The organism is Sphingobium sp. TomTYG65 (assembly GCF_055395525.1).
This window is the reverse complement of the sequence record NZ_AP027330.1, coordinates 138,403-161,682: the sequence shown is the minus strand read 5'-3', so window position 1 is coordinate 161,682 and position 23,280 is coordinate 138,403. Positions and strand designations below refer to the sequence as shown.

At 63.6% G+C, this 23,280-nt stretch carries 24 protein-coding genes and 1 pseudogene; 14 read left to right on the top strand and 11 right to left on the bottom strand.

Annotated features, from left to right (window positions below; translation table 11 throughout):
- Positions 1–38 precede the first annotated feature (38 nt).
- From ACZ5Y5_RS00845 to ACZ5Y5_RS00835, 3 genes are all read right to left on the bottom strand, one after another.
- A complete protein-coding gene (locus tag ACZ5Y5_RS00845) occupies positions 39–1,496 on the bottom strand; it encodes a mannose-1-phosphate guanylyltransferase/mannose-6-phosphate isomerase (RefSeq protein ID WP_464809334.1) in 1,458 nt (485 codons plus the stop codon).
- Positions 1,497–1,589: 93 nt separating this feature from the next.
- Positions 1,590–1,874: a TFIIB-type zinc ribbon-containing protein gene (locus tag ACZ5Y5_RS00840; protein ID WP_464809333.1), complete on the bottom strand. Its 285-nt coding sequence runs from the start codon at positions 1,872–1,874 to the stop codon at positions 1,590–1,592.
- Between the two features lie 2 nt (positions 1,875–1,876).
- Positions 1,877–2,587: a Bax inhibitor-1/YccA family protein gene (locus ACZ5Y5_RS00835; protein ID WP_464809332.1), complete on the bottom strand. Its 711-nt coding sequence runs from the start codon at positions 2,585–2,587 to the stop codon at positions 1,877–1,879.
- 419 nt (positions 2,588–3,006) lie between these two features.
- Here ACZ5Y5_RS00835 and cysS point away from each other — a divergent pair, with 419 nt between their 5' ends.
- The 5 genes from cysS to ACZ5Y5_RS00810 all read left to right on the top strand — a co-directional run bounded on the left by cysS (position 3,007) and on the right by ACZ5Y5_RS00810 (position 8,409).
- Positions 3,007–4,524, top strand: coding sequence for a cysteine--tRNA ligase (cysS, locus tag ACZ5Y5_RS00830; protein ID WP_464809331.1), 1,518 nt, complete (start codon positions 3,007–3,009; stop codon positions 4,522–4,524).
- A 131-nt stretch (positions 4,525–4,655) separates the two neighbouring features.
- On the top strand, positions 4,656–4,985 hold the full coding sequence (locus tag ACZ5Y5_RS00825) for a Rap1a/Tai family immunity protein (RefSeq protein WP_464809330.1): 330 nt from the start codon (positions 4,656–4,658) through the stop codon (positions 4,983–4,985).
- A gap of 283 nt (positions 4,986–5,268) precedes the next feature.
- Positions 5,269–6,639 (top strand): class II 3-deoxy-7-phosphoheptulonate synthase, encoded by a 1,371-nt coding sequence (locus tag ACZ5Y5_RS00820; protein WP_464809329.1) that lies wholly within the window; start codon positions 5,269–5,271, stop codon positions 6,637–6,639.
- A 181-nt stretch (positions 6,640–6,820) separates the two neighbouring features.
- Entirely contained in the window at positions 6,821–7,546 is a 726-nt protein-coding gene (locus tag ACZ5Y5_RS00815) for a cupin domain-containing protein (protein WP_464809328.1), read from the top strand.
- A gap of 113 nt (positions 7,547–7,659) precedes the next feature.
- The gene (locus ACZ5Y5_RS00810; protein WP_464809327.1) at positions 7,660–8,409 is read left to right on the top strand and encodes a ParA family protein; all 750 of its coding nucleotides are present in this window, start codon (positions 7,660–7,662) and stop codon (positions 8,407–8,409) included.
- A 94-nt stretch (positions 8,410–8,503) separates the two neighbouring features.
- Here the strand turns inward: ACZ5Y5_RS00810 and ACZ5Y5_RS00805 are convergent, their stop codons facing one another.
- Positions 8,504–10,225, bottom strand: a complete 1,722-nt coding sequence (locus ACZ5Y5_RS00805) for a fatty acyl-AMP ligase (RefSeq protein ID WP_464810434.1) — start codon at positions 10,223–10,225, stop codon at positions 8,504–8,506.
- A 200-nt stretch (positions 10,226–10,425) separates the two neighbouring features.
- Here ACZ5Y5_RS00805 and ACZ5Y5_RS00800 point away from each other — a divergent pair, with 200 nt between their 5' ends.
- From ACZ5Y5_RS00800 to ACZ5Y5_RS00785, 4 genes and pseudogenes are all read left to right on the top strand, one after another.
- The gene (locus tag ACZ5Y5_RS00800) at positions 10,426–10,950 is read left to right on the top strand and encodes a regulatory protein RecX (RefSeq protein ID WP_464809326.1); all 525 of its coding nucleotides are present in this window, start codon (positions 10,426–10,428) and stop codon (positions 10,948–10,950) included.
- 217 nt (positions 10,951–11,167) lie between these two features.
- The gene (locus ACZ5Y5_RS00795) at positions 11,168–11,695 is read left to right on the top strand and encodes a DUF192 domain-containing protein (RefSeq protein ID WP_464809325.1); all 528 of its coding nucleotides are present in this window, start codon (positions 11,168–11,170) and stop codon (positions 11,693–11,695) included.
- A 51-nt stretch (positions 11,696–11,746) separates the two neighbouring features.
- Complete coding sequence (locus tag ACZ5Y5_RS00790) at positions 11,747–12,145, top strand: NADH:ubiquinone oxidoreductase subunit NDUFA12 (protein WP_464809324.1); 399 nt, start codon at positions 11,747–11,749, stop codon at positions 12,143–12,145.
- Positions 12,124–12,543 (top strand): annotated as a pseudogene (locus ACZ5Y5_RS00785) (DUF2155 domain-containing protein); the annotation flags it as partial. The gene ACZ5Y5_RS00790 and the pseudogene ACZ5Y5_RS00785, both read left to right, overlap by 22 nt.
- Positions 12,544–12,578: 35 nt before the next feature.
- On the opposite strand, the gene aat reads toward ACZ5Y5_RS00785, so the two are convergent.
- A complete protein-coding gene (gene aat, locus ACZ5Y5_RS00780; RefSeq protein ID WP_464809323.1) occupies positions 12,579–13,331 on the bottom strand; it encodes a leucyl/phenylalanyl-tRNA--protein transferase in 753 nt (250 codons plus the stop codon).
- 362 nt (positions 13,332–13,693) lie between these two features.
- On the opposite strand from aat, the gene ACZ5Y5_RS00775 reads away from it, so the two are divergent.
- Positions 13,694–14,314, top strand: a complete 621-nt coding sequence (locus tag ACZ5Y5_RS00775) for a DJ-1/PfpI family protein (protein WP_464809322.1) — start codon at positions 13,694–13,696, stop codon at positions 14,312–14,314.
- Positions 14,315–14,394: 80 nt separating this feature from the next.
- Here the strand turns inward: ACZ5Y5_RS00775 and ACZ5Y5_RS00770 are convergent, their stop codons facing one another.
- The 4 genes from ACZ5Y5_RS00770 to sdhC form a co-directional block, all read right to left on the bottom strand.
- Entirely contained in the window at positions 14,395–14,814 is a 420-nt protein-coding gene (locus tag ACZ5Y5_RS00770) for a GFA family protein (RefSeq protein ID WP_464809321.1), read from the bottom strand.
- 106 nt (positions 14,815–14,920) lie between these two features.
- A complete protein-coding gene (sdhA, locus tag ACZ5Y5_RS00765; protein ID WP_464809320.1) occupies positions 14,921–16,723 on the bottom strand; it encodes a succinate dehydrogenase flavoprotein subunit in 1,803 nt (600 codons plus the stop codon).
- Positions 16,723–17,112: a succinate dehydrogenase, hydrophobic membrane anchor protein gene (gene sdhD / locus ACZ5Y5_RS00760; RefSeq protein ID WP_464809319.1), complete on the bottom strand. Its 390-nt coding sequence runs from the start codon at positions 17,110–17,112 to the stop codon at positions 16,723–16,725. The genes sdhA and sdhD overlap by 1 nt, the downstream gene beginning before the upstream one ends.
- Complete coding sequence (sdhC, locus tag ACZ5Y5_RS00755; protein WP_464809318.1) at positions 17,112–17,507, bottom strand: succinate dehydrogenase, cytochrome b556 subunit; 396 nt, start codon at positions 17,505–17,507, stop codon at positions 17,112–17,114. Before sdhC ends, sdhD begins: the two co-directional genes overlap by 1 nt.
- A gap of 168 nt (positions 17,508–17,675) precedes the next feature.
- On the opposite strand from sdhC, the gene ACZ5Y5_RS00750 reads away from it, so the two are divergent.
- From ACZ5Y5_RS00750 to ACZ5Y5_RS00740, 3 genes are all read left to right on the top strand, one after another.
- Complete coding sequence (locus tag ACZ5Y5_RS00750; protein WP_464809317.1) at positions 17,676–19,007, top strand: methyl-accepting chemotaxis protein; 1,332 nt, start codon at positions 17,676–17,678, stop codon at positions 19,005–19,007.
- A 173-nt stretch (positions 19,008–19,180) separates the two neighbouring features.
- Positions 19,181–20,179, top strand: coding sequence for a 50S ribosomal protein L11 methyltransferase (locus ACZ5Y5_RS00745; protein ID WP_464809316.1), 999 nt, complete (start codon positions 19,181–19,183; stop codon positions 20,177–20,179).
- 151 nt (positions 20,180–20,330) lie between these two features.
- On the top strand, positions 20,331–21,050 hold the full coding sequence (locus tag ACZ5Y5_RS00740) for a dienelactone hydrolase family protein (RefSeq protein WP_464809315.1): 720 nt from the start codon (positions 20,331–20,333) through the stop codon (positions 21,048–21,050).
- A 144-nt stretch (positions 21,051–21,194) separates the two neighbouring features.
- Here the strand turns inward: ACZ5Y5_RS00740 and ACZ5Y5_RS00735 are convergent, their stop codons facing one another.
- Both ACZ5Y5_RS00735 and ACZ5Y5_RS00730 read right to left on the bottom strand, forming a co-directional pair.
- Complete coding sequence (locus ACZ5Y5_RS00735; RefSeq protein WP_464809314.1) at positions 21,195–22,325, bottom strand: M14 family metallopeptidase; 1,131 nt, start codon at positions 22,323–22,325, stop codon at positions 21,195–21,197.
- A complete protein-coding gene (locus tag ACZ5Y5_RS00730; protein WP_464809313.1) occupies positions 22,322–22,918 on the bottom strand; it encodes a DUF4136 domain-containing protein in 597 nt (198 codons plus the stop codon). The genes ACZ5Y5_RS00735 and ACZ5Y5_RS00730 overlap by 4 nt, the downstream gene beginning before the upstream one ends.
- 201 nt (positions 22,919–23,119) lie before the next feature.
- Between ACZ5Y5_RS00730 and ykgO the strand changes: the two genes are divergently transcribed.
- Complete coding sequence (gene ykgO / locus ACZ5Y5_RS00725; protein ID WP_004210176.1) at positions 23,120–23,245, top strand: type B 50S ribosomal protein L36; 126 nt, start codon at positions 23,120–23,122, stop codon at positions 23,243–23,245.
- Positions 23,246–23,280: the final 35 nt, after the last annotated feature.

Sequence of the window (23,280 nt, the reverse complement as noted above, 5' to 3'; positions counted from 1 at the left end):
TGGCTCCGTCATCCCAGCTTTCGCTGGGATGACCCTAGTCAATTCCGCGCGTACCGGTCCTCATACCGGACGATATCATCCTCGCCCACATAGGATCCGGTCTGCACCTCGATGAACACCATCGGGATGCGGCCCGGATTTTCCATCCGGTGCACCGCCCCGACCGGGACATAGACGGACTGATTTTCAGACAGCAGCTGAACCTCGTCACCCACTGTCACCTTTGCGGTGCCTTCAACGACGATCCAATGTTCCGACCGGTGGAAATGGCTTTGCAGGCTGAGCGACGCGCCCGGCAGAACCGTGATGCGCTTAACCTGAAAACGCGGCCCCACTACCAGGCTCTCATACCAGCCCCAGGGGCGGTGATCCTTCGGGAAAGTCTCGGCCTGCGGCGCGCCTTTGCGCTGTAATGCCTCGACCACCAGCTTGACGTCCTGCGTACGCGATTTGTCGGCGATCAGAACCGCATCGTTCATCGCCACCGCCACGATATTGTCGAGCCCCAAGCCGACAATCTCCAGACCCTCGCTCTCCGACCGCAGCAGCGTGTCGCGGCAGTCGATGGCCGTCGCCGAACCGGAAAGGGCGACCCCTTTCTCGTCCGGCTGCGAATGGCTCCACACAGCGTCCCAGCCACCCAGGTCCGACCATTCCGAATCATAGGGCACGACCGAAAGATTCTCCGCCCGCTCCATGATCGCATAGTCGATGGCGACATTATCGGCCTGGCTCCACGGCTCCGCCGCCAGTCGCAGGAAGCCAAGGTCGCTTTCCGCCTGCTCCACTGCCACCCGCACTGCCGCCAGGATGGCAGGAGCATGGCTTTCGAACGCCGCGACCAGATCCTTCGCGGCAAAGAGGAAAATGCCCGCGTTCCAAAGATAATTGCCAGTCGCCAGCATCTCCTCCGCACGCGCGGCATTAGGCTTTTCGACAAAGCTCGCCAGCTTGACCGGCCGCCCGGACCCGTCCAGCTTCGCCGCCGCTTCCAGATAGCCATAGCCCGTTTCCGGCCGCGTCGGTTGAATACCGAAGGTCACCAGATCGCCACCCTGCGCGGCCGCCAGACCCTTGCCGACCGAAGCATGAAAAGCGGCAACATCCGGCACGACATGGTCGGACGGCGCAACGAGCATGACCGCCTGCGGGTCGTTCGCCAGCAGATGCAGCGCCGCCGCCAAGATGGCGGGCGCGGTGTTGCGCCCTTCCGGCTCGATCAGGATCGCCGCCGGGTCGATATTCTCCTGCGCCAGTTGCTCAGCGATGATGAAGCGGAACAGCGAATTGGTCAGCACCAGCGGCCGGGCAAAGGCGAACTGTTCATTCCCGCCCGACAATCGCTGGGCGACGGCACGAAACAGCGTCGTCTCGCCCAGCAAGGGCACGAACTGCTTGGGATAGGATTTGCGCGACAGCGGCCATAGCCGCGTGCCCGAACCGCCAGCCAGAATAACCGGGGTGATCTGCAAAATATTGGCGGTGGAAATCGGCATGGCCCTGTTCGTGCAATGGAAACTGACGAACCTCTAGCCGCCCGCAGCGCCTAGCTCCAACAGAAAAAGGACGGCGCGGCGGCCGTCCTTCCCTTAGTCGAACAGCTCCTCCAGGAAGCTCTTCTTCCGCTTCTTCTGGTAGTAACGCCCATCGTCGCGATAGTCGCGATCCGGCCGGTAGTGGGGTTGCGGCCCAGCGGCGACGGGCGCCGTTCCCTGCGTCGAGCGCTCGACGATCTTGTCCAGCTCACCCCGGTCGAGCCACACGCCCCGGCATTGGGGGCAATAGTCGATCTCCACTCCCTGCCGATCCGTCATGGAAAGTCCCACATGACAGACCGGGCAGAGCATGGCCGATACTGCTTCAGCTGTCCGCATGGTTATTCGCGCTCACCGGTCAGGCTCAGCAGCATCTGGAACAGGTTGACGAAGTTCAGATACAGCGACAGCGCGCCCATTACCTGCATCTTCTCCGCCACTTCATGGCCAGCGAAGTGGAAATAGTCCGACTTGATGCGCTGCACGTCCCAGGCGGTGAGGCCGGTGAAGACCACGACGCCGATGATCGAAATCACCATCTGCATGGCCGAAGAGCCGATGAAGATGTTGATGAGGCTGGCGACCAGGATACCGATGAGGCCCATGATCAGGAACGAGCCCATCTTCGACAGGTCACGCCCGGTCGTGTAGCCCCACAGCGCCATCGCCAGGAACATGACCGCGGCCGAGAAGAAGGCCTGAGCGATGCTGCCGCCGGTAAAGACCAGGAAGATGCTGGCCAGCGACACGCCCATCACGGCCGAGAAAGCCCAGAAGGCCATGCGCGCGCCCGCCGTCGTCATCTTTTCGATGCGGAAGCTGAAGAAGAACACAAAGGCCAGCGGCGCGAAGATCGCCACCCACTTCAGCGGTGTGCCGAAGATCGCGGCGGCCAGTACGGGCGTGTTGCCGATAAAGGCAGCGACCAGGCCAGTGATGACCAGGCCGATCCCCATGTTACGGAAGACGCCCAGCATGTGACTGCGCAGCCCGGCGTCATATTGCGCCGCCTGCGTCGTCCCATAATTCGGTGTACGAACGGGATTGTTCACGGCGTTAAAACTCCATCCTTCAAACTACATTGCTTGGATCGAGTGGCCCGGCGCGGTCTTCGTGAGGCTTTCGAGGGGGGCGCAAAAGCCCACGAACCTGCACCGAGCGCACTCGATGCGGTCCGACATCACGCCCGGCTCCCTACAGGGAAGCCAGCCGCCAGAGGGGCCCGGCCCGCACAAGCAATATCGGTGGAGGAACGCCCTAGCGCAAGGGTTGGCGCAAAGCGCCTGCCCGTCAGCAATAATTTGTTACAAAGCAAACCCGCGTCATCCCAGCGGAAGCTGGGATCTCAGGCCGGGTTGCGCTGCCTCACTCTAGATCCAGCTTCCGCTGGGATGACGTTCGTGCATTTACCCTTTCGCCGAGCATCACCGCCAGTTGACGCCCGCGCTGAACCGCCGCATGGCTCCTCCTCATGAGCGACCAGTTCACCCCCGCTGAGCAGCATGCCGACGCCCCCCTGCGCCTCTTCAACAGCCTGACCCGCGCAGTCGAACCCTTCGCCCCGATCGATGCGAACAATGCGCGCGTCTATAGCTGTGGCCCGACGGTCTATAATTACGCCCATCTCGGCAATCTGCGGGCCTATGTCTTCACCGACACGCTACGCCGCACGCTGCTGTGGAAGGGGCTGGATGTCACGCACATCATCAACATCACCGATGTCGGCCATCTGACCAGCGACGCTGACGCGGGCGATGACAAGATGGAGGCGGCCGCCCGCACTCAGGCAAAGAGCATCTGGGACATAGCGGCCCATTATACCGACGCCTTCAAACGCAATATCGCCGACCTTAACATCATCGCGCCCAGCGAATGGACGGTCGCCACCGATTATGTCCCGCAGATGATCGAATTCGCGAAGAAGATCGCACCTGCACATTGCTACGAACTGGACACCGGCCTCTATTTCGACAGCAGCACCGTGCCCGATTATGGCGCGCTGGCTGGCGGTCGCGATGACGCCGCCCATGCCCGCATCGATCCGGTCGCAGGCAAGCGCAACCCGTCCGATTTCGCGATCTGGCGCAAATCCCCGCCCGGCGAGCAGCGCCAGATGGAATGGGACTCCCCCTGGGGCAAGGGCGCGCCGGGCTGGCACCTTGAATGTTCGGTGATGAGCGAGGCGCGGCTTGGCCATCCGTTCGATATCCACACCGGCGGTATCGACCATCGCGAAATCCACCACCCGAACGAAATTGCGCAGAACCAGGCCTATTGCGGCTGCAATGACGCTCAGCCCGGCTTCACCGGCGCACGCTGGTGGATGCACAACAACTTCCTCGTCGATCGCCAAGGCAAGATGAGCAAGTCGAAGGGCGGTTTCACCACGCTCTTCTCACTGATCGACGCTGGCGTTCACCCGCTCGCCTACCGCCTGCTGTGCCTTGGAGCCCACTACCGCAGCGAGTTGGAGTTCAGCGCCGAAAGCGTCGCGGCTGCGCTTACGCGCCTCAAGCGCCTGGTCATGGGCGTGGAGAACCTCAAGAGCCGGGCCGAAGGGGTCACCTGGCAATCGCCGCGCCTCGACTATCTGCGCGCCAACCTTCACCCAAAGCTGGCTCCGCTGCTGGAGCAGTTCGACGCGGCGCTGAGCGACGATCTCATGACGCCCCGCGCCCTGCCGCTGCTCGAAGAGACGATCGCGCTCAAAAAGGTGCCGGTTGATGAAAAGCTTTGCCTGCTGGCCGCCTTTGACCAGGCGCTCGGCCTCAACCTGCTGACGCTGGGCCGCGCCGACCTGCGCGTCCAGCCCAAGGACGCTCAAATCACTCCGGAAGAGGTCGAGGCGGAACTCGATCGCCGCCAGACCGCGCGGGCCGAAAAGGACTTTGCCCTTTCCGACGAGATCAGGGACGGGCTGATCGCCCGCGGCGTGGAGGTGATGGACGGCGATCCCCTCCGCTGGGACTGGCGCTTGAACTTAGGGTAAAGGCCTTATTTACCAAACCGTTACGGTAGCGGCATAATAAGCCGAACCGTGCCCCCGCTGCGCCGGCGCCGCTGGACAGCAGATCGCGAAGAGCGCACCTTCCGCCCATGAAATGGCACATTTTGGCGATCATGAGCGCCCTCGCGGCGGCTGCACCAGCCCCAGCGAAGGCGCAGGTGTTCATGTTCGAAACCGGCACGACCCTGCTCGCCAAATGCCGTAACAAGGCGCCCGAATATGCGCTCGCCTGCACGGCCTACATCGTGGGCGCAGTGGACGGGATAAAGAAGGACGTCTTCATCGGCCGCGCCCAACCCAATTGCTGGCCCGACCAGATGCAGGCCGAAGAAGTACGGCGCATCGTCGTCGCCTATCTCGAACGCTATCCCGATCAGCGCAAGGCGCCCGCCTCCGTCCTCGTCAGCGTCGCGCTGAATGGCCGCTATCCCTGCCAGAAGTAACGGATTTCGCGCAGAGGGCGCTGAGACCCGGAGCAGTTGCACTAAGCGGCAAAGCCATTTAGCCATTTAGCCATCGCTCGACGAAGATGAAGATGAGAGAGGCTGCGCCAGCTTCTCTCCTCTCCGCGCCTCCGCGTGAACCAAATTCCAACTGTCTCAGCGCCGTCTGCGCCTCTGCGCAAACCAAATTCACCCCTCCCGGCCGCCACAGCTATAAACTTGCGTTACCCCCTTCATCAGCGTAGGTGCGGCCCCTATTTTTACATCTTTTGGGAGACTCACTGTGGCGGCGAAGTGGACGCCGGAAAGCTGGCGGGAGCATAAGGGCATTCAGATGCCCGTCTATCGTGACGCGGAGGCGCTTGCCGCCGTGGAGGGCCAGCTCAGCCAGTTTCCCCCGCTCGTCTTTGCAGGCGAAGCGCGCAATCTGAAGCATGAACTCGCCAAGGTCACCAATGGCGAGGCTTTCCTGCTGCAGGGCGGCGATTGCGCTGAGAGCTTCGCGGAGTTCCACCCGAACAATATCCGCGACACATTCCGCGTGCTGCTGCAGATGGCGGTGGTGCTGACCTTCGCGTCCAAGCTGCCGATCGTGAAGGTCGGCCGCATGGCGGGCCAGTTCGCCAAGCCCCGTTCGGCCGATACCGAGACGATCGGCGGCGTGGAGTTGCCCAGCTACCGTGGCGACAATGTCAACGACATCGCCTTCACGGCCGAAGCGCGCGAGCCCGACGCTGACCGCATGATCCGCGCCTATAACCAGTCGGCGGCGACGCTGAACCTGCTCCGCGCCTTCTCGACCGGCGGCTATGCCAGCCTGGATCGCGTGCACGGTTGGATGCTGGATTTCATGGGCCGTTCGCCTTGGGCGGCGAAGTTCGAAGCGATGGCGGACCAGATCGGCCAGGCGCTCGACTTCATGCGTGCCTGTGGCCTATCGCCCGAAACCGTGCCGCAGCTGGGTGGGACGAGCTTCTACACCAGCCATGAAGCGCTGCTGCTCCCTTATGAGCAGGCTCTGACGCGGCAGGATTCGCTGACGGGCGACTGGTACGACACGTCCGCGCATATGCTCTGGATCGGCGACCGCACGCGGTTCGAAGGTTCGGCGCATGTCGAATATCTGCGCGGCATCGGCAATCCGATCGGCATGAAGTGCGGCCCCAGCCTTGAGCCCGACGCGCTCATCCGCCTGCTCGACATCCTGAACCCGTCGCGCGAGGCGGGGCGGATCACGCTCATCACGCGCTATGGTCATGACAAGATCGAGGCTGGCCTGCCCAAGCTGGTGCGCGCGGTGCTGAAGGAAGGCCATCCGGTCGTCTGGTCCTGCGACCCGATGCACGGCAACGTCATCAAGGCGGCCAATGGCTACAAGACGCGGCCCTTCGACCGCATCCTGGCCGAAGTGCGCGGCTTCTTCGCCGTGCACCGCGCCGAGGGCAGCTTCGGCGGCGGCATCCATGCCGAGATGACTGGGCAGAATGTGACGGAATGCACCGGCGGCGCCATCGCCATCACCGACGAGGGTCTCGCTGATCGTTACCACACCCATTGCGACCCGCGCCTGAACGCGGCGCAGAGCCTTGAACTCGCTTTCCTGCTCGCGGAAATGCTGAACGAGGAACTGAAGGAGCGCCGGGCCGCGGCCTGACACTTCGCAACGGGACAAAATATAATGCCGCCGCGTGAATGGCTCGCGGCGGCATTTTTTATGGCATGATCGCCTGCCTACCCTCTGTGTTTGAGCGGATTATTTCGCCCGCATAATCCTATCCTCTCTTCCGATCAGACCAAGCTCACCTCTGTTCAGGCTGAGGGAAGAAGGACTACATATGACCCAAGCCATGGCCGTCGACACCCGCAGCTTCTACGATCTGCGCGCCTTTGCCAGCACCGCCGCAATTCCGGCCGAAGCCCATGGCGACCCCTTCCTCGCCAGCCGCGCCTCCCTCGGCCTGCCCGAAGGCGCGGTGTCGATCTACCTCATCGCCCTCCCCCAGGGCCGCGGCCGGGTGCAAAGCCTGCCCGATGACGAGTTCCTGATCCTTCTCGACGGCGCGCTCACCCTCGAAACCGACGAGGGCGCCACTCAGCTCTCCATCGATCAGAGCACCGTCGTGACCAAGGGCACCGGCTTCACCTGGTCCTCGCGGGAAGGGGCTCGGCTGATCGCGATGCGCCGCAACGGCGGCCCGGCCGCTCCGCCCGCAATCGTTCCGATCGACGAAAGCGCCCCGCTCGAACCTTCGGGTGCGCCGCTGGCCGAGCTGCTGGTCGGCCCCACCCCCAGCTGCCGCAACTTCACCGATTATCGGTCAGGCGACGGCGAGTTCGTTTGCGGCACCTGGGATTCGACGCCCTATCACCGGCTGTCCATGGCCTACCGCCATTATGAACTGATGTATTTGCTGGAAGGCAGCGTCACCTTCGTCGACGGCGCGGGCCGCGAGGGCACATTCCGCAAGGGCGATATCTTCCTGGTGGAGCAAGGCGCGCATTGCAGCTGGGAAAGCCGCGAATATGTGAAGAAAGTCTACGCCATTTACCGCCCCATCTAGGGTGGTACGACGGGCTGCGCAGTCCCCGCCCCCTTCGCGCAGCCCGTCACAAGGGAGTAACATTCCCATGATTGGGTTCTTGCTTTTGCGGTGCAGCAATATAGCCTCCGCATATGGCAAAGGAACCGGCATTGGCGACCATCGCCGTTTACAGCCTCAAGGGGGGCGTGGGTAAAACCACCTTCGCGATCAATCTCGCCTGGGCTTCTGCCTGTATCTCGAAAAGGCGGACGCTCCTCTGGGATCTTGATCCCCAGGCCGCCTCCAGTTGGCTGATCTCCACCGACAGCGAAAGCCGCGACGCTGCGCAGGCGATCTTCAGCAAGGATGTCGAGGTCCGCAAGCTGATCCAGCCTTCCACCGTGCCGGGCCTTGACCTGATCGCCGCCGACACGTCGCTGCGCAGCCTGGATCATCTGTTCCGTGAAATGGACAAGAAGAAGCGGCTCGCCAAGCTGATCGAGACCGTGGGCAAGGATTACGACCGCATCATCCTAGATTGCCCGCCCGGCCTTACCGAAACCAGCGAGCAGGTGCTGCGCGCCGCCGACATGATCGTCATCCCGGTCATCCCTTCGCCGCTGGCGCAGCGTGCGATGGGAGAGGTCGCACGCTATCTCGTCCAGCGGGGCGGCAGCCATCCCCCGATCATGCCTGTCTATTCGATGGTCGATCGCCGCCGCGCCCTCCACCGCGCTGCGCTGGAAGCCCAGCCCGGCTGGCCCGCCATCCCCATGGCCAGCGCCGTCGAACAAATGGCCGTCCGCCGCAAGCCGCTCGGGGCCTTCGCCGGCAGCTCACCGCCCGCGCAGGCGTTCGGTACTCTGTGGACCGGAGTCGAGCGACAGCTGCAGGGCCGCTAGGCTCCTCCCGACCCTCCGAACGGAAATCCGCACCGAAGCATAATGCCCGAGCCCGCACGCGATGCGCGGGCAGCAACGAGCGATTAGCGCTGCTTCAGGCGGCGATATCGTAAGGCCGGATTTCGCCCGTCAGATAGAGATTGCGCGCCTTCGACCGGCTGAGCTTGCCGGAGCTGGTGCGCGGCAGGGTGCGCGGCGGCACCAATTCGACGACGCAGTTCATGCCGGTGATCGCCCGAACCCGCTCGCGGATCTGGTCGCGCAGGCGCGTACGCTCGTCATTGTCGGATGTGCGGCAATGCACCAGCACGGCGGGCGCTTCCTCGCCGCCCGGCGTGGTGATGGCGAAGGCGGCAATGTCGCCCTGCTTGAAGCCCGGCAACTGCTCCACCGCCCATTCGATATCCTGGGGCCAGTGGTTCTTGCCGTTGATGATGATCATGTCCTTGGCGCGGCCGACAATATAAAGATAGCCGTCGCTCAGATAGCCCATGTCGCCCGTGTCCAGCCAACCGTCGAGCATGCAGGCGTCGGTCGCCTCCTGATCGCGGAAATAACCGACCATCAGGCTCGGCCCGGTGGTCCACACTTTGCCGATCTGCCGCTCGTTCAGCTTCGCCCCGTCTTCGTCGCGTATCTCCACGACCATGTCGCGCGCAGGCTTGCCGCAATTCACGATGGAGCGGAAGCGCTGCGGCCGTCCCTCGGTCGCGTCGCCTCCGGACAGGTCGGTTTCCTCGACCAGTTCGACGATAATCCCCTCACCGGGCGGCATGATGGTGACGGCCAGCGTCGCTTCGGCTAGGCCATAGCTCGGCAGGAACGCCTTGGGCGAAAAGCCCGCATCGCCGAACGCATCGACAAAGCTCTGCATCACGTCCGGACGGATCATGTCCGCGCCATTGCCCGCAAGCCGCCAGCGCGACAGGTCGAAGCGATCCGCGGCCTTCGTCTGGCTCGACATGCGCCGCGCGCAAATGTCGTAGCCGAAGGTCGGCGAATAGCTGATCGAGGTACCCTCATTGCGGCTGATGAGGTCCAGCCACGCCAGCGGACGGCGGGCAAAATCCTCGGTCTTCATATAATCGGTCGAAACCTGGTTGGCGACCACCGACAGGAAGCAGCCGACCAGACCCATATCATGATACCAGGGCAGCCAGCTGATGCAGCGATCGCTATCCTGCAGCTCCATGCCATGGCTGTGCGCGGCGAGGTTGCTCAGCAGCGCATGGTGCGTCACCGCGACACCATGGGGGAAGCGGGTCGAACCGCTCGAATATTGCAGATAGGCGATTTCCTCGCCCTTCGCCTGCGGCAGTTCCGCCGGGATCACCTCACGGGCAAGAAAATCCTCGAACGCGATGCTCTCGACATTCTTCTGACGGCCGGATTCCCCCGCCATCTCTTCCAGTTCCTTGGGGAAGAGGAACAGCATCGGGTCACAGCTCGACAGCTGGACGTTCAGCTGGTCGATATAGCTTTCCTTGCCGCCAAAGCTGGTCGGCAACGGCAGCGGCACCGGCCATGCGCCCGCATAGACGATGCCGAAGAACAGCTGGGCGAAGTCCGCGCCCGTCTCCGCCACCAAAGCCACGCGATCCTCCGGCTTGACGCCATGGGCGATCAGCCGGTGCGCGCAGGCGACGGCGTCGTCCCGCAGCTCGGAAAAAGGATAGGGCCGCGCCAGATTGCCGCGCGCATCATGGAAATTCAGGCCGCGCTGCCCCTGCGCCGCGTAATCCAGGGCCTCGCCCAGCGTCTCGAAATCCGAGAAGCGGCGCGGCAGGGCGTCATTGGTCGGCGTCGGTGCCATCATGCTTTGCGAACCCGTCATATTGGTGTCACCCAATGTCAATCTTGTCATCCGGGCGGCCCGCTATCATCTTTGAAGCAGCGATGCACCGGATATTGCATTCCAGCGTCGTCTTCTACAGCATAAGGCGCGGTAAAATTCCGGCCCCACTGTGGCATAATCAAGGCGCCCGCTGCATAAGCATTGCCCATGAAGGCGCTGACATGACCGGCAAACGTCCCCGCCCCCCGCTCGACAGCGACAGCCTGCGCGAACTTGCGCTGCGCTATGTCGGCCGTTTCGCCACCAGCCGGGCAAAGCTGCTCGCCTATCTGAACCGCAAGCTGCAAGAGCGCGGCTGGGGTGGCGATAACCCACCGCAGCCGGAACAGTTGGTCGATCGGCTGGCGGAACTGCGCTATGTCGATGACCGCAGCTTCGCCGTCATGAAAAGTGCGTCCCTCGCCCGGCGCGGCTATGGCGCCCGCCGGGTGGCCGAAACCCTGCGCGCTGACGGCATAGCGCAAGCCGACCGCGAAGAAGCCGATGCGCATACGCGCAGCGAAGCATGGACCGCCGCCGAACGCTTCGCCCGCCGCAAGCGCCTCGGCCCCTACGCCCAAGACCGCCCCGATCCCAAGCAGCGCGAAAAATGGGTCGCCGCCTTCCTGCGCGCCGGCCACAGCTACGAAATCGCCCGCCGCTGGACCGATGCTGCGCCGGGAGAACCGCCCGAAGCCCCAGAATAGACGGACCGATCTTGGGAGGCAGCCGCTTTTGTTCGCGCAAAAGCGCAGAGGCTACAGAGAATTTTTTCCGCCAGTGGGCTCCTACCCCCGGCAAACGCCATTCTTTCCTCATATTTCATGACGCCTTTGGCCAGATGCCTCCGCGGCCTCTGCGCGAACTGAAAAATGCAACTCAATCCTATGGCGCAACCCCTCTCCCATAGGCTAACTCCTACCCATGAAGCGCCTCCCTCTCCTGCTCCTCTCCCTCCTCGCCGCCTGCTCGCCCACAGCGCCCAAGGCGGAGAAGACCACCGCCCCCGCTACTCAGCAGGCCGCCCTCCTCCCCCTGACCATCCACACCGCGAAGGGCGCGCACCGCTTCGCCGTGGAAACCGCGCTTACCGAAAAGCAGCAGGAACAGGGCCTCATGTTCCGCAAGTCGCTGGACGCCGACGGCGGCATGCTCTTTCCGATGAACCCACCGCGCACGGCCAGTTTCTGGATGAAGAACACGCTGATCCCGCTCGACATGCTCTTCATTCGCACGGACGGCAGCATCGCCTTCATCGCCGCCAACACCAAACCCTATTCGCGCGAGCCCATGTCTGCGGGCGTCCCCGTCACCGCCGTCCTTGAACTGCGCGGCGGGCGCGCGGCGGAACTGGGCATAGCCGAAGGGGACCGGGTCTCCTGGGGCAAATGCGCCGACCCCGCGGGCAAGAGCCGGCCCGGCCTCGATTTCTGCCCGCAACAGCCCCGCTGACGCCATATCCGCCTTGCCAATCCCCCACAGCAGGCGCTAAGCGCTTCGCCCATGGGAATCCTGGCCAAGATCTTCACCTGGTGGAATGGCGCGACCATCGGCACCGCACTCTACACCTCCCGCAAGGGCAAGAAGGTGGGCGAGGACCATCAGGGCAATATCTATTATGAAGGCGGCTCGGACGTCCACGGCCGCACGCGCCGCTGGGTGATCTACAACGGCAATAATGACGCGAGCCGCGTGCCGTCCGAATGGCATGGCTGGCTGCATCATACGATCGAAGGCACGCCGGAAAGCTTCCTGCCGCCGCCACGCATCTGGGAACGCGACTATACGCCCAACGCCACCGGCACGCCCAACGCCTACCGCCCATCGGGCGCGCTGGAAAAGGGCGGTCAGCGTCAGCGCGCGACCGGCGATTATGAGGCATGGAGCCCCGACGCATCATGATCCGGCGTCCGGCGGGGACGGCCCTACCGATCCTGCCCCTTGCTTTTCTGCTGGCGAGTTGTGGCGGCGATGAGCTTCCTACCGCCAATCAGACCGGCCCGGTGAAGATTGAGGGGCAGAAGATCCGCAACGGCGACTCATCCGCCCTGCCCGGCACGCCGATGGCGGAGCGCGTGGCCGTGATCGGGCTGCTCAACAAGCGCAACGGCATCACCACGGACCTCACCATGAAGCCGGGCGACGCCTTGCGCGTGGGCGATGCGATCGTCCGCCTCCAGGCGTGCGAGACCACCGCGCCCTGGGAAAATGTTCAGGAAACCGGCGCCTTCGTGCAACTCGACGTGCGCAGCACCGCCGACAATAAATGGCGTCGCAACTTCTCCGGCTGGCTGTTCAAAGAACGGCCGGACCGCAACGTGGTTCAGCACCCCATTTATGACGTCTGGGTCAGAAGCTGCACGATGTCCTGGCCCGAAAGCGGCCCCGATACGGTGAAGCTCGGCGGCAAGGGCGAGCCTCCGGCCGACGCCTCGCCCGCCAGCGGCGCGAACGCCAGCTCCGCCCAGACCCCCGGACCTTCCGCCAGCACGGATCGCCCGGCTCCCAGCGGCACATCGCCCACCGCTCCGCCCAGCAGCGCCAGATAATCGCGCTGGCTGATCTCGATCGCGCCCAATGACCGCAAATGTTCGGTCATGAACTGGCAGTCGAGCAGTGTGAACCCGGCAAACAGCATCCGCGCGGTGAGCCAGGCCAGCGCGACCTTTGACGCGTCGGTCCGCCGCGACACCATGCTTTCCCCGAAAAAGGCTTGTCCCAGCGCCACGCCATAAAGCCCGCCCACCAGTTCCTCGCCGTCCCACACCTCGATCGAATGGGCAAAGCCGATCTCATGCAAATGGCGATATGTCCGCTCGATCTCGCGGTTGATCCAGGTCGAAGGCCGATCTTCCGCCGATTGCGCGCATAGCTGGACGATCCCGGCAAAGTCGCGATTGGCCGTCACCCGGAACCGCTCGCGCCGGATCGTCTTGGCCAGCGAATGGGACAGATGAAAGCCACGCAGCGGCATGATCGCCCGCCGCTTCGGCTCAATCCAATAGACCTCCTCCGCATCCCGATCATCGGACATAGGAAACACGCCGATGGCATAGGCCTGCAACAGGACCAGGGGATCGATCGTCATCAGGGAAAGACTTAGCGAGCGCGGGGCCTGTGCGCCAGAGGGGTTTGGGAGTAGGCAGCGCTTCGCGTTCATCGATGTGCGAAGCGCAGGCTTAGACATGCGAACCCATTGCCCGGAAACGCCCAGGTCATGCCGGCGAAAGCTGGTATCTCAGAATCCGCGCAGAAGGTCAGCCCGATCCAGCCGAAAGACTTGAGCGGCACGACAAGCCGCTATTCCCCTTCGCGCCTGCGGGAGGGGAATGTCTTGGATGGGTGGTTTGGAGAAGGTCCTCTCTGAAACAACTGGCATCTGACGCGGCGATGCGCTGCCGCCCCGTTTGGGCCATATAGTGGCGGTAACTTGTAGCCATAGGAGGCGTTGTGCAGATCGCGGTTTTGACGTTTGATGGGTTTAATGAACTGGACTCGTTCATTGCATCAGCACTCCTGAACCGGATGAAAGCCCATGATTGGGCGGCGCATATCACATCGCCGACCGAACAGGTGACTTCGATGAACGGGGTAACTGTTCAGCGCCAGAAGCCGTTGGAGTTCGCCGCCGATGCAGATGCGGTATTAATTGGCAGCGGCATCAAGACGCGTGAGATAGCTGCTGACGTGGATCTCCTTTCCCTTATCAATCTGGATCCTTCGCGCCAGCTAATTGGCGCTCAATGTTCGGGGACGCTGATTTTGGCGAGGTTGGGCTTGATTGGCGCTTTACCGGCCTGCACCGATCTAACCACAAAACACTGGGTCATAGAGGCAGGAGTCGATGTTATTGATGCGCCCTTCATAGCGCATGGGAATGTCGCGACGGCGGGCGGATGCTTGGCCTCGCAATATCTTGCCACATGGATGATTGCGCGTGGCGCTTCAATGCGAGCCGCAGAAGAGGCGATGCATTATGTCGCACCGGTAGGTGAGAAAGAACTATACGTCAGGCGTGCCGCTTCGGTCGTGGAGCCATTTATTCACAAAGAACAAGCTGCCGCCGCTTAAAGGCGAGGAATGTCAGGTTTCGGTAGTCGCCAATACGTCTGCAATGGCGACAACTGCCCAAACCCAGACCTCCCACGTCGTCATTCCGCAGGAACAAACCGCAGCGTACCCACGCGCCTCACCACCCCGCTATCATTGGGATGGTTCACCCCATCCATCACCGGCACCTCGGCGAAATCAAATGGACTGACGCCGTCCAGGCAGGCGGCATTGACGCCATACTCGTTGGCGTTCGACCGGCGCTGGTGGTGCGTATAGATGCCGCAGCGCGAGCAGAAGAAATGCTGCGCCGCCCCTGTGTTGAAACGGTAGCTTGTCAGCACATCCTCGCCGCGCAGGATTTTCAGGCCGCCGAGCCCTGCCGTCACGGCGACAGCGCCCCGCATCCGGCAATAGGAACAGGTGCACCGCCGCGCGCTGTTGAGGCCATCGCTCAACGCCACCTCGAACCGCACCGCGCCGCAATGGCACTGGCCACCATGGACCTGCGTGTCAGTCATCCCTCACCTCCTCCATGCCCCGCCTCTGCCAAGACATACCGCCGGCAACGAAAAAGGGCGAGCCCTGCGGCCCGCCCTCTTCATCATCTCAGCTAACGCACGCGTCTCAGTAAACGCGCGCCTTGGGCTTGATGTATTCGGCCTCATCCGTGAGCGTATAGTCGTGCACCGGACGGTAATCGAGCGACACCTTGCCGCCCTTGCCGCCCCAGCCTTCGAACCAGCTGACGGTATGCTTCATCCAGTTTTCGTCGTCGCGGTTCGGGAAATCCTCATGCGCATGCGCGCCACGGCTTTCCTTGCGATTTTCCGCGCTGACCATGGTGCAGACCGCCTGGCTCATCAGGTTATCCAGCTCCAGCGTCTCGATGAGGTCGGTGTTCCAGATCAGCGAGCGATCCGACACCGCCACATCAGCCAAGCTGGCATTAACCTGCGCCATCTTGGTGACGCCTTCGCTCAGCAGCGCGCTGTCGCGGAACACGGCGGCGTGCTTCTGCATGGTGTGCTGCATTTCCAGGCGGATCTTTGCCGTGGGCGAACCGCCCTTGGCGTTGCGATAATGATCCAGGCGGCCCAGCGCCAGATCGGCCGCATCCTTGGGCAGCGGACGATGCGAGCCATTCGGCTTGATCGTTTCCTTAAGGTGCAGGCCGGTCGCGCGGCCGAACACGACAAGGTCGATCAGCGAGTTCGAACCGAGGCGGTTCGCGCCATGGACCGACACGCACGCCGCTTCGCCGACCGCATAGAGGCCCGGCACCACCACTTCCGGATCGTCGCCGACCTTCGTCACCACCTGGCCATGATAGTTACAGGGGATGCCGCCCATATTGTAATGGACGGTCGGAGTCACAGGCAGCGGCTGACGGGTCAGGTCGACGCCCGCGAAGATCTTGCCGCTTTCGGTGATGCCCGGCAGACGCTCGGCCAGCACCTTGGGATCGATATGGTCGAGGTGCAGGTAGATGTGATCCTTGTTCGGACCCACGCCGCGCCCTTCGCGCATTTCCATCGCCATCGAGCGCGACACGACGTCGCGCGACGCCAGGTCCTTCGCCGAGGGGGCATAGCGCTCCATGAAGCGCTCGCCTTCGGAGTTGGTGAGGTAGCCGCCCTCGCCGCGCGCGCCTTCGGTGATCAGCACGCCCGCGCCGTAAATGCCGGTCGGGTGGAACTGCACGAACTCCAGATCCTGCAGCGGCAGGCCCGCGCGCAGCACCATGCCGCCGCCGTCGCCGGTGCAGCTATGCGCCGAAGTGGCAGAGAAATAGGCGCGGCCATAGCCGCCCGTCGCCAGCACGACCGCATGGCTGCGGAAGCGATGGATCGAGCCATCTTCCATGCAGATGGCGATCACGCCACGGCACTCGCCATTTTCCATGATGAGGTCGATGGCGAAATATTCGATGTAGAAGTCCGCATCATACTTCAGGCTCTGCTGGTACAGAGCGTGCAGCATGGCGTGGCCGGTGCGGTCGGCCGCCGCGCAGGTGCGCTGCACCGGCGGGCCGGCGCCCATATTCTGCATGTGGCCGCCGAAGGGACGCTGGTAGATCGTCCCATTCTCGTTGCGGCTGAACGGCACGCCGGCATGTTCCAGCTCGATCACGGCGGCGGGTGCTTCACGCACCATATATTCGATCGCGTCCTGGTCGCCCAGCCAGTCCGACCCCTTGACGGTGTCGTACATGTGCCAGGTCCAGTGGTCGGGCGAGTTGTTGCCAAGGCTCGCGGCGATGCCGCCCTGCGCCGCCACGGTGTGGCTGCGGGTCGGGAACAGCTTGGTGATGCAGGCGGTCTTCAGGCCCGCTTCGGCGCTGCCCATCGTAGCGCGCAGGCCCGAACCGCCAGCGCCCACCACGACCGTGTCATAGGTATGATCGATGATCTTGTAGGCTTCGCTCATTACTTGACGATCCCCGTGAAGGCGATCTTGGCGATCGCGAAGATGCCAGCTGCGGCGCCAGCGACGGTGTAGAAGTTCAGCAGCAGGATGGCGAAGAAGTTCAGCCCTTTGTCGTGAACATAATCCTCCAGCATCACCTGCATGCCCAGGCGCAGGTGCCAGAAAACGCTGACCAGCATCAGCATCAGCGGCACCGCGACCAGCGGATTGGCGATCCAGTTATGGACGCTCTGATAATCCAGCCCCGGCAGGCTCACCAGGCTGAAGATCAGCCACAGCACCAGCAGCAGGTTGCCAACGGCGGTGTAACGCTGCGCCAGCCAGTGATGCGCGCCATGACGCGCCGAACCCAGGCCACGGACGCGGCCGATTCCGGTTCCCGTTCCCATCAGATTTTCCCCGAAAAGATCGTGGCCCACAGCGCCACGGTGGCAAGCGTCGACAGGACCGGGATCACCAGCGACCAGGTCTTGTTGGTGTTCAGCTCATAACCCGCGCCGATATCCAGCACGAAGTGGCGCAGCCCCGACATCATATGCTGAAAGAAGAACCAGCTGATGCCGATCATCACCAGATAGCCGAAGGGCGAAGTGGCGCATTTGACGAAGGTCGCATAGGCGTCGGGACCGATCGCCGCTGCCATCAGCCACCAGACCACGCCCATGATGCCGACAGTGGCCAGACCGTTGCCGGTCACGCGGTGCAGGATGGAGATCGCCATGTGCGGCCCCCATTTCCAGATCGTCAAATGCGGCGAGAGCGGCCGGCTCGTGGTTCGCGCCATATCTACCTACGTCCCTGATGCTTGTCCCTGATTCCCGTCCCCTTAGGCACGATCGGTCAAGAGGGCAAGCCGCCCTCGCCCCGCGCCGGGCCGATCACGGCTAAGAACTGATTAACCAGATCGCGCTATCAGGCTGCGGACAAACAAGAGAATTGAGGTTTGCCGCATATGACGTCCGTCGCCACATCGAAGAGCGCAATGATAGCCAGCATGGCGGAGATCGATCCCACCGGCGAATTGGCCGCCGGGCTGCGGGAAATCCGCGACCTGATCGGCGACGGTGCATCCCTTACCGCGCGCACCTTCTTCGACAGCTATATGGAAAACTCGCATCTGCGCAGCACCCTCGCCGCCTCGACGATCGCGAAGATCGAGACGGAAGCGCATGAATATGTGCGGCAGAAACTCAGCTTCTATGAAGCGGGCAGCTGGGCGGGCTCCTGCATCGCCTGCGTCCGTTTGGCGCGCAAGCGCAACCTGCCGTTGGGCGTCGTGCTGACCGCCGTATCGGACGCGAACAAGCAGCTCACCAACATGGTGTGGCAAAAGGCGCCGGACGACGCGACGCGCCAGCGCCTCGTGAACGTCATCACCATGGTCAGCATGGTCGACGCCAGCATGATGACGAACGCCTTTGCCGGCGATGAAGCCGAAGCGCAGCGCGATGAGCGCCAGCGGATCAGCACATTGTTCGAACAGCGCATCATGGGCGAAATCGACGGCGCGTCGCAACTTGGCGAATCGCTGCGCGAACAGGCGAAGGACGCCTCCGCCGCCACGCGCGGCATGCTCGGCAAAGCATCGGAAGTCGCCGCCGCCGCCGAACAGTCCGCCATCGCCATGCGCGAAGCCGCCCGCACCTCCGCCGGCCTCATCCGCGCGATCGAGGACGCCCGCACCGAAGTCGAAAGCGCCGCCGACGTCGCTCAGCGCGCCGCGCGCCAGTCGGGCGACGCCGTCACCATGTCGGCGACCCTGTCGGAACATGCAAAGTCGATCGAATCGATCCTCGGCCTCATCCGCGACATTGCGGGCCAGACCAACCTGCTCGCCCTCAACGCCACGATCGAAGCCGCCCGTGCCGGTGACGCAGGCCGCGGCTTCGCCGTCGTCGCGCAGGAGGTGAAGAGCCTCGCCAACCAGACCGCCCGCGCGACGGACGAAATCGCGGGCAAGATCGCCGATATCCAGGCGTCGACGCGCCAGTCCGTCGAAACCAACGAACGCATCCGCGACACGGTCGGCGAAGTGCAATCGAGCGCCGACCGCATCCGCCACGCCATGGACGCTCAGGCGCAGACCGTGACGATGATCACGGCCGCCGTCGATGAAACCGCGCTCGCCGCCGATTCGATGTCCAGCACCATCTCGGCGATCCGTCAGGACACCGAGGTTGTCGCTTCGGAAATCGACCAGCTCGAGCGCGGCTTCATGAGCGTCGAAGGCAAACTCGCCAGCCTGCGCGCCGCCTCCTCGGATTTCGGCCGCCAGGTCGCCTGAGCCTTACCCACAACCGCCACCGTCCCGTCATCCCAGCGAAAGCTGGGATCTCATGCGGCCAATCCGCACCATCGATAGGAGATGCCAGCTGTCGCTGGCATGACGAAACAAGTTGAGAGGGGGGAAGCACCACCCGCTTCCCCTCCCCTCGTCAAAGTTCTAAAGGCCGCGCCATGACTGACGCTGCCTCCCCCGCTGCCCAAAGCTGGAAAGTCACCCTGCCCTGCACCCGCGCCGAAGCAGAAGCGCTGGACGGTGACATTGCGGCCTTCGCCCTCATGGACAAGCCGCCGGTCCTCATGACCAGCGAAGCCGCGCCCGACGATGAAAATGCCTGGCGCCTGGACGCTTATTTCGAGGGCGAACCAAGTCCCGCCGCCATCAAGCTCCTCCGCACCCTGGTGCCCAGCGCCGCCGGCACGAAACCGGCAATCGAAAAGCTGCCGGACGAGGATTGGGTCACGCTAAGCCAGCAGGGGCTCGAACCCGTCACAGCCGGGCGCTTCCATGTCCGCAACCTGGCCGCCGATCCGGAGCAGCCCGGCCATGTCAATTTCCTCATCGAAGCAAGCCGCGCCTTCGGCACCGGCCAGCATGAAACGACGGCTGGCTGCCTGATGATGCTCGACCGCATGCGCCGCGTCGGCATGCGGTTCGGCAATGTCGCGGATATCGGCACCGGCACCGGGCTGCTCGCCTTCGCCGCCCTTTACCTCTGGCCCCGCGCTTATGCGACGGCGTCGGACATTGATCCCGTGGCCGTTGATATCAGCGCGCAGAACGCCGTCGCCAACCGCGTCGCGCTCGGTCGCCGACAAGGCCAGCTCGCCCTCTATACGGCCGCTGGCGTCGATCATCCCGCCCTCGCCACCCGCGCCCCCTACGACCTGCTGATCGCCAACATCCTGGCGGGCCCGCTAATCGAACTCGCCCCGTCCCTCTGCGCGATGGTGGATGAGGGCGGCACCATCGTCCTCGCCGGATTGCTCAAGGAACAGGCCGACGCCGTCCTCGCCGCCTATCGGGCGCAGGGCATGCGCCTCGCCGAGCGCGCCGATCGCGGCGACTGGCCCACGCTGCGCCTCCGCAAGCGCCCCCGCATCGGCTGGAAACGCCCCAAGCGCATCGACAGCCAGGCCAGAGGCGAAGCGCCGGGCTTCGGGAGTTTGTGACAGCCGAAGCCTAACCTTCCTAACCCCGTCGCCCCAGCGCAAGCTGGGGTCTCAAGCCAAATGGCACTCACTGTCACCAGATCCCAGCTTTCGCTGGGATGACGAAGGGCATTCATTTATGACGAGCCCTTACCACTCAGCGAGGCCCATCATGACCATCACCCGCCGCGTAACCACCCATGAAGGACCCGGCGGTACATTCGAAAGCCTCGCCGTCTTCGACTCTTCCGTGCAAGGCCCTCGTCCCGGCATCCTCCTCTTCCCGAACGTCCTCGGCACAAAGGAAGCCGACTTCGCCTATGCCGAAAAGGTCGCCGCGCTGGGCTACACCATCCTCGTCGCGGACATGTACGGCCGGGGCAAGCGCACCACCCGCGAAGACTCCGACATGGGCCGCTACATGGCCGAACTCAACGCCGACCGCGCCCTGCTGCGTGACCGGGCGAACGCCGCCCACGCCGTCCTCAAATCCCTCGAAGAAGCAGATGAAAGCCGCACCGCCGCCATCGGCTTCTGCTTCGGCGGCAAATGCGTGCTCGACCTCGCCCGCAGCGGCGCGGACATTGCGGGCGGCGTCAGCTTCCACGGCGTCTATGACGCCCCGCCCTTCCCCAACGCCGCCATCAGCGCCAAGCTATTGATCTGCCACGGCTGGGAAGACCCCATCGCCCCGCCCGAAGCGACGGTCGCCCTCGCCAATGAGCTGACGCAGGCAGGCTGCGACTGGCAGATTCACGCTTATGGCCACACCGGCCACGCCTTCACCGATCATGCGGTCAACATGCCCGAAAAGGGCCTGGCTTATAATGCCAACGCCGACCATCGCAGCTTCCGCTCGATGAAGGATTTCCTGGGCGATCTGTTCGCCTGACCTGCATCCTACCCTGAAGCGCTTCCACGCCGTCGTCCCAGCGAAAGCTGGGATCTCCCGCGGCTAAGCGGACCCCCACGCCACAGATCCCAGCCTTCGCTGGGATGACGGGATGAGCGCTGGGTTACGGTCGAGGAATCCCCCTCAAACCTCCCCAATCATCTCCGCCAACACGCCCAAACAATCCTTGGCCAACTGCATCGACCGGGCAGGCGACCAGCCGAACTCCGCATCCGGCAGGTCGTCATTGTCCTTGAACGGCATTTCCAACGTCATCGCCACCGCGCCGAAGCGCTGCGCGATCTGGTTCGTGGACATGGTCAGGTTCGCCTTGCCCGGCGCGGACACGGGATAGCCCCGCTCGGTCTGAAAGTCGGGCGTCCGCAGCGCCAGCGTATCCCGGAACCGCTCATAAAGCTGCTGCTGCTTCTCGGTCAGCCCCGGAATACCTTCAAACCCCGCCAGAAACACCGCCGGAATCGCCTCGTCGCCATGCACATCCATCGCGAAATCGACGCCGGTCTCGTCCATCGCCTGCCGCACCAGAAATACTTCCGGGCTCCGTTCCATCGACGGCTCGTGCCATTCGCGGTTCAGGTTCACGCCCACCGCATTGGTGCGCAAATGCCCCCGGCGGCTGCCGTCCGGGTTCATGTTCGGCACGATATGAAAGGTCGCCTTGGCCCGCAGCAGCCGCGCGACCGAATCCTCCTCGTCGCACAACCGCTCCAGCGCGCCTTCCATCCACCATTCGGCCATGCTCTCGCCCGGATGCTGGCGCGCATAGAGCCACACCTTCTTCGGCCCCTCTCCTAAGGTCAGCAGGTCCAGCGCCTGCCCATCGAGCGTCAGCCCCAACTCGCGATGCTCGACCCCGGGCTGGCAAGCGGCCCAGGCGATCAGGTCATGGTGTCGCTCCATCGAATAGGGCACGAAATAGGCGACCCAGATTGCGTTCACATCCGGCGACAGGCGGATCGTCAGCGTGCCATTGGCATAGCTCGTCTCGGCCTGGGTCCAGGTCTCCCGATCCTCGCTGACCCGTGCCTTGTAGCCCGGCCAGCCGTCCGGATAGGCCGACGTCCCGCAATTGGTGATCGCCAGCTCCACCTCGCGCCCGGCCACGCCTGCCACGCGGAAGTGGAACCATTGATAGAAGTCGCTCTGCCGGTCCTTGACGATCTCCAGCGATGCTCGAACCCGCTCGCTATTGTCCGTGATGGAAAGAACGCGAATATTGCCGCTGTCGAAGGCGCTGGTGATCGATATGCTCATTTGACGGTTATAGTGCGCCCCGATTCCCCCGGATAGCCCCCGATCAGCGCGCTCGCGAGCTTTTGCGCGGCAAGCCCCGGCTGCGCGGCGGCGGTTCCCTCCCGCGCCTGGCTCACCGCCCGTCCTTCCCAGACCGCCGCCGAATCGGCCCTACGCTTGATCTGCACCTGCAGTTCGGTGGTGACGATATCCTTGGGCCGCCCGGACAGGTTGATGCCGATTCCCAGGCCCATTCCTGAATAGCCGCCGCTGCCCACAGCGCCGCCTACGCCCACGCTCACCGGCCGCCCGTCATTGCCGTATCCGGTCGGCCTGAAGGTCCGGCGGAAACCCACCAGCGCCACATAGTCGCTCCACGCACCCGTCGCCGCCGGGGCGAACCCCACGCGCTGCAACTCCTGATCGACGGCCGCCGCATAGGTACGGAATTCCAGCCCGGCATCGGGATTATCGGGCATTTCCTCCACAGCGATGGTGCCGCTGCGCGCCGGGTTCCCCACATGGAATCGCGTCACTTCAACCGGCGGGACCGCGGTCGCGCATCCGGCCAGCGACAACGCCAGAAGGGAGGACAGGAGGATCTGCTTCATCATGCTAGTCTCCAACAGGGGATGCGTTCAGCCCATACACGCCGCCGCACCGGCATTTCCTTCAACGCGTGAAGCCACGGCTTTGCTGCATGCAGGATGAACGGGGCAAAAGAGGGGGGTGCCACCCTTGACTTTCGCCTGCCCCGCCCATAGGGGCTGCGCTTCGATTTTCCGATCACGCAAGATTCATCAAAGGCTGGTTCCATGAAGATCCGCAACTCGCTCAAGTCGCTCAAGGGCCGTCACCGGGATAACCGCGTGATCCGCCGTCGCGGCCGCACCTATGTCATCAACAAGACCAACCGCCGCTTCAAGGCCCGCCAGGGCTAATCAAAGCATCGCGAGGAAAAGTGGGAACCGGTTTT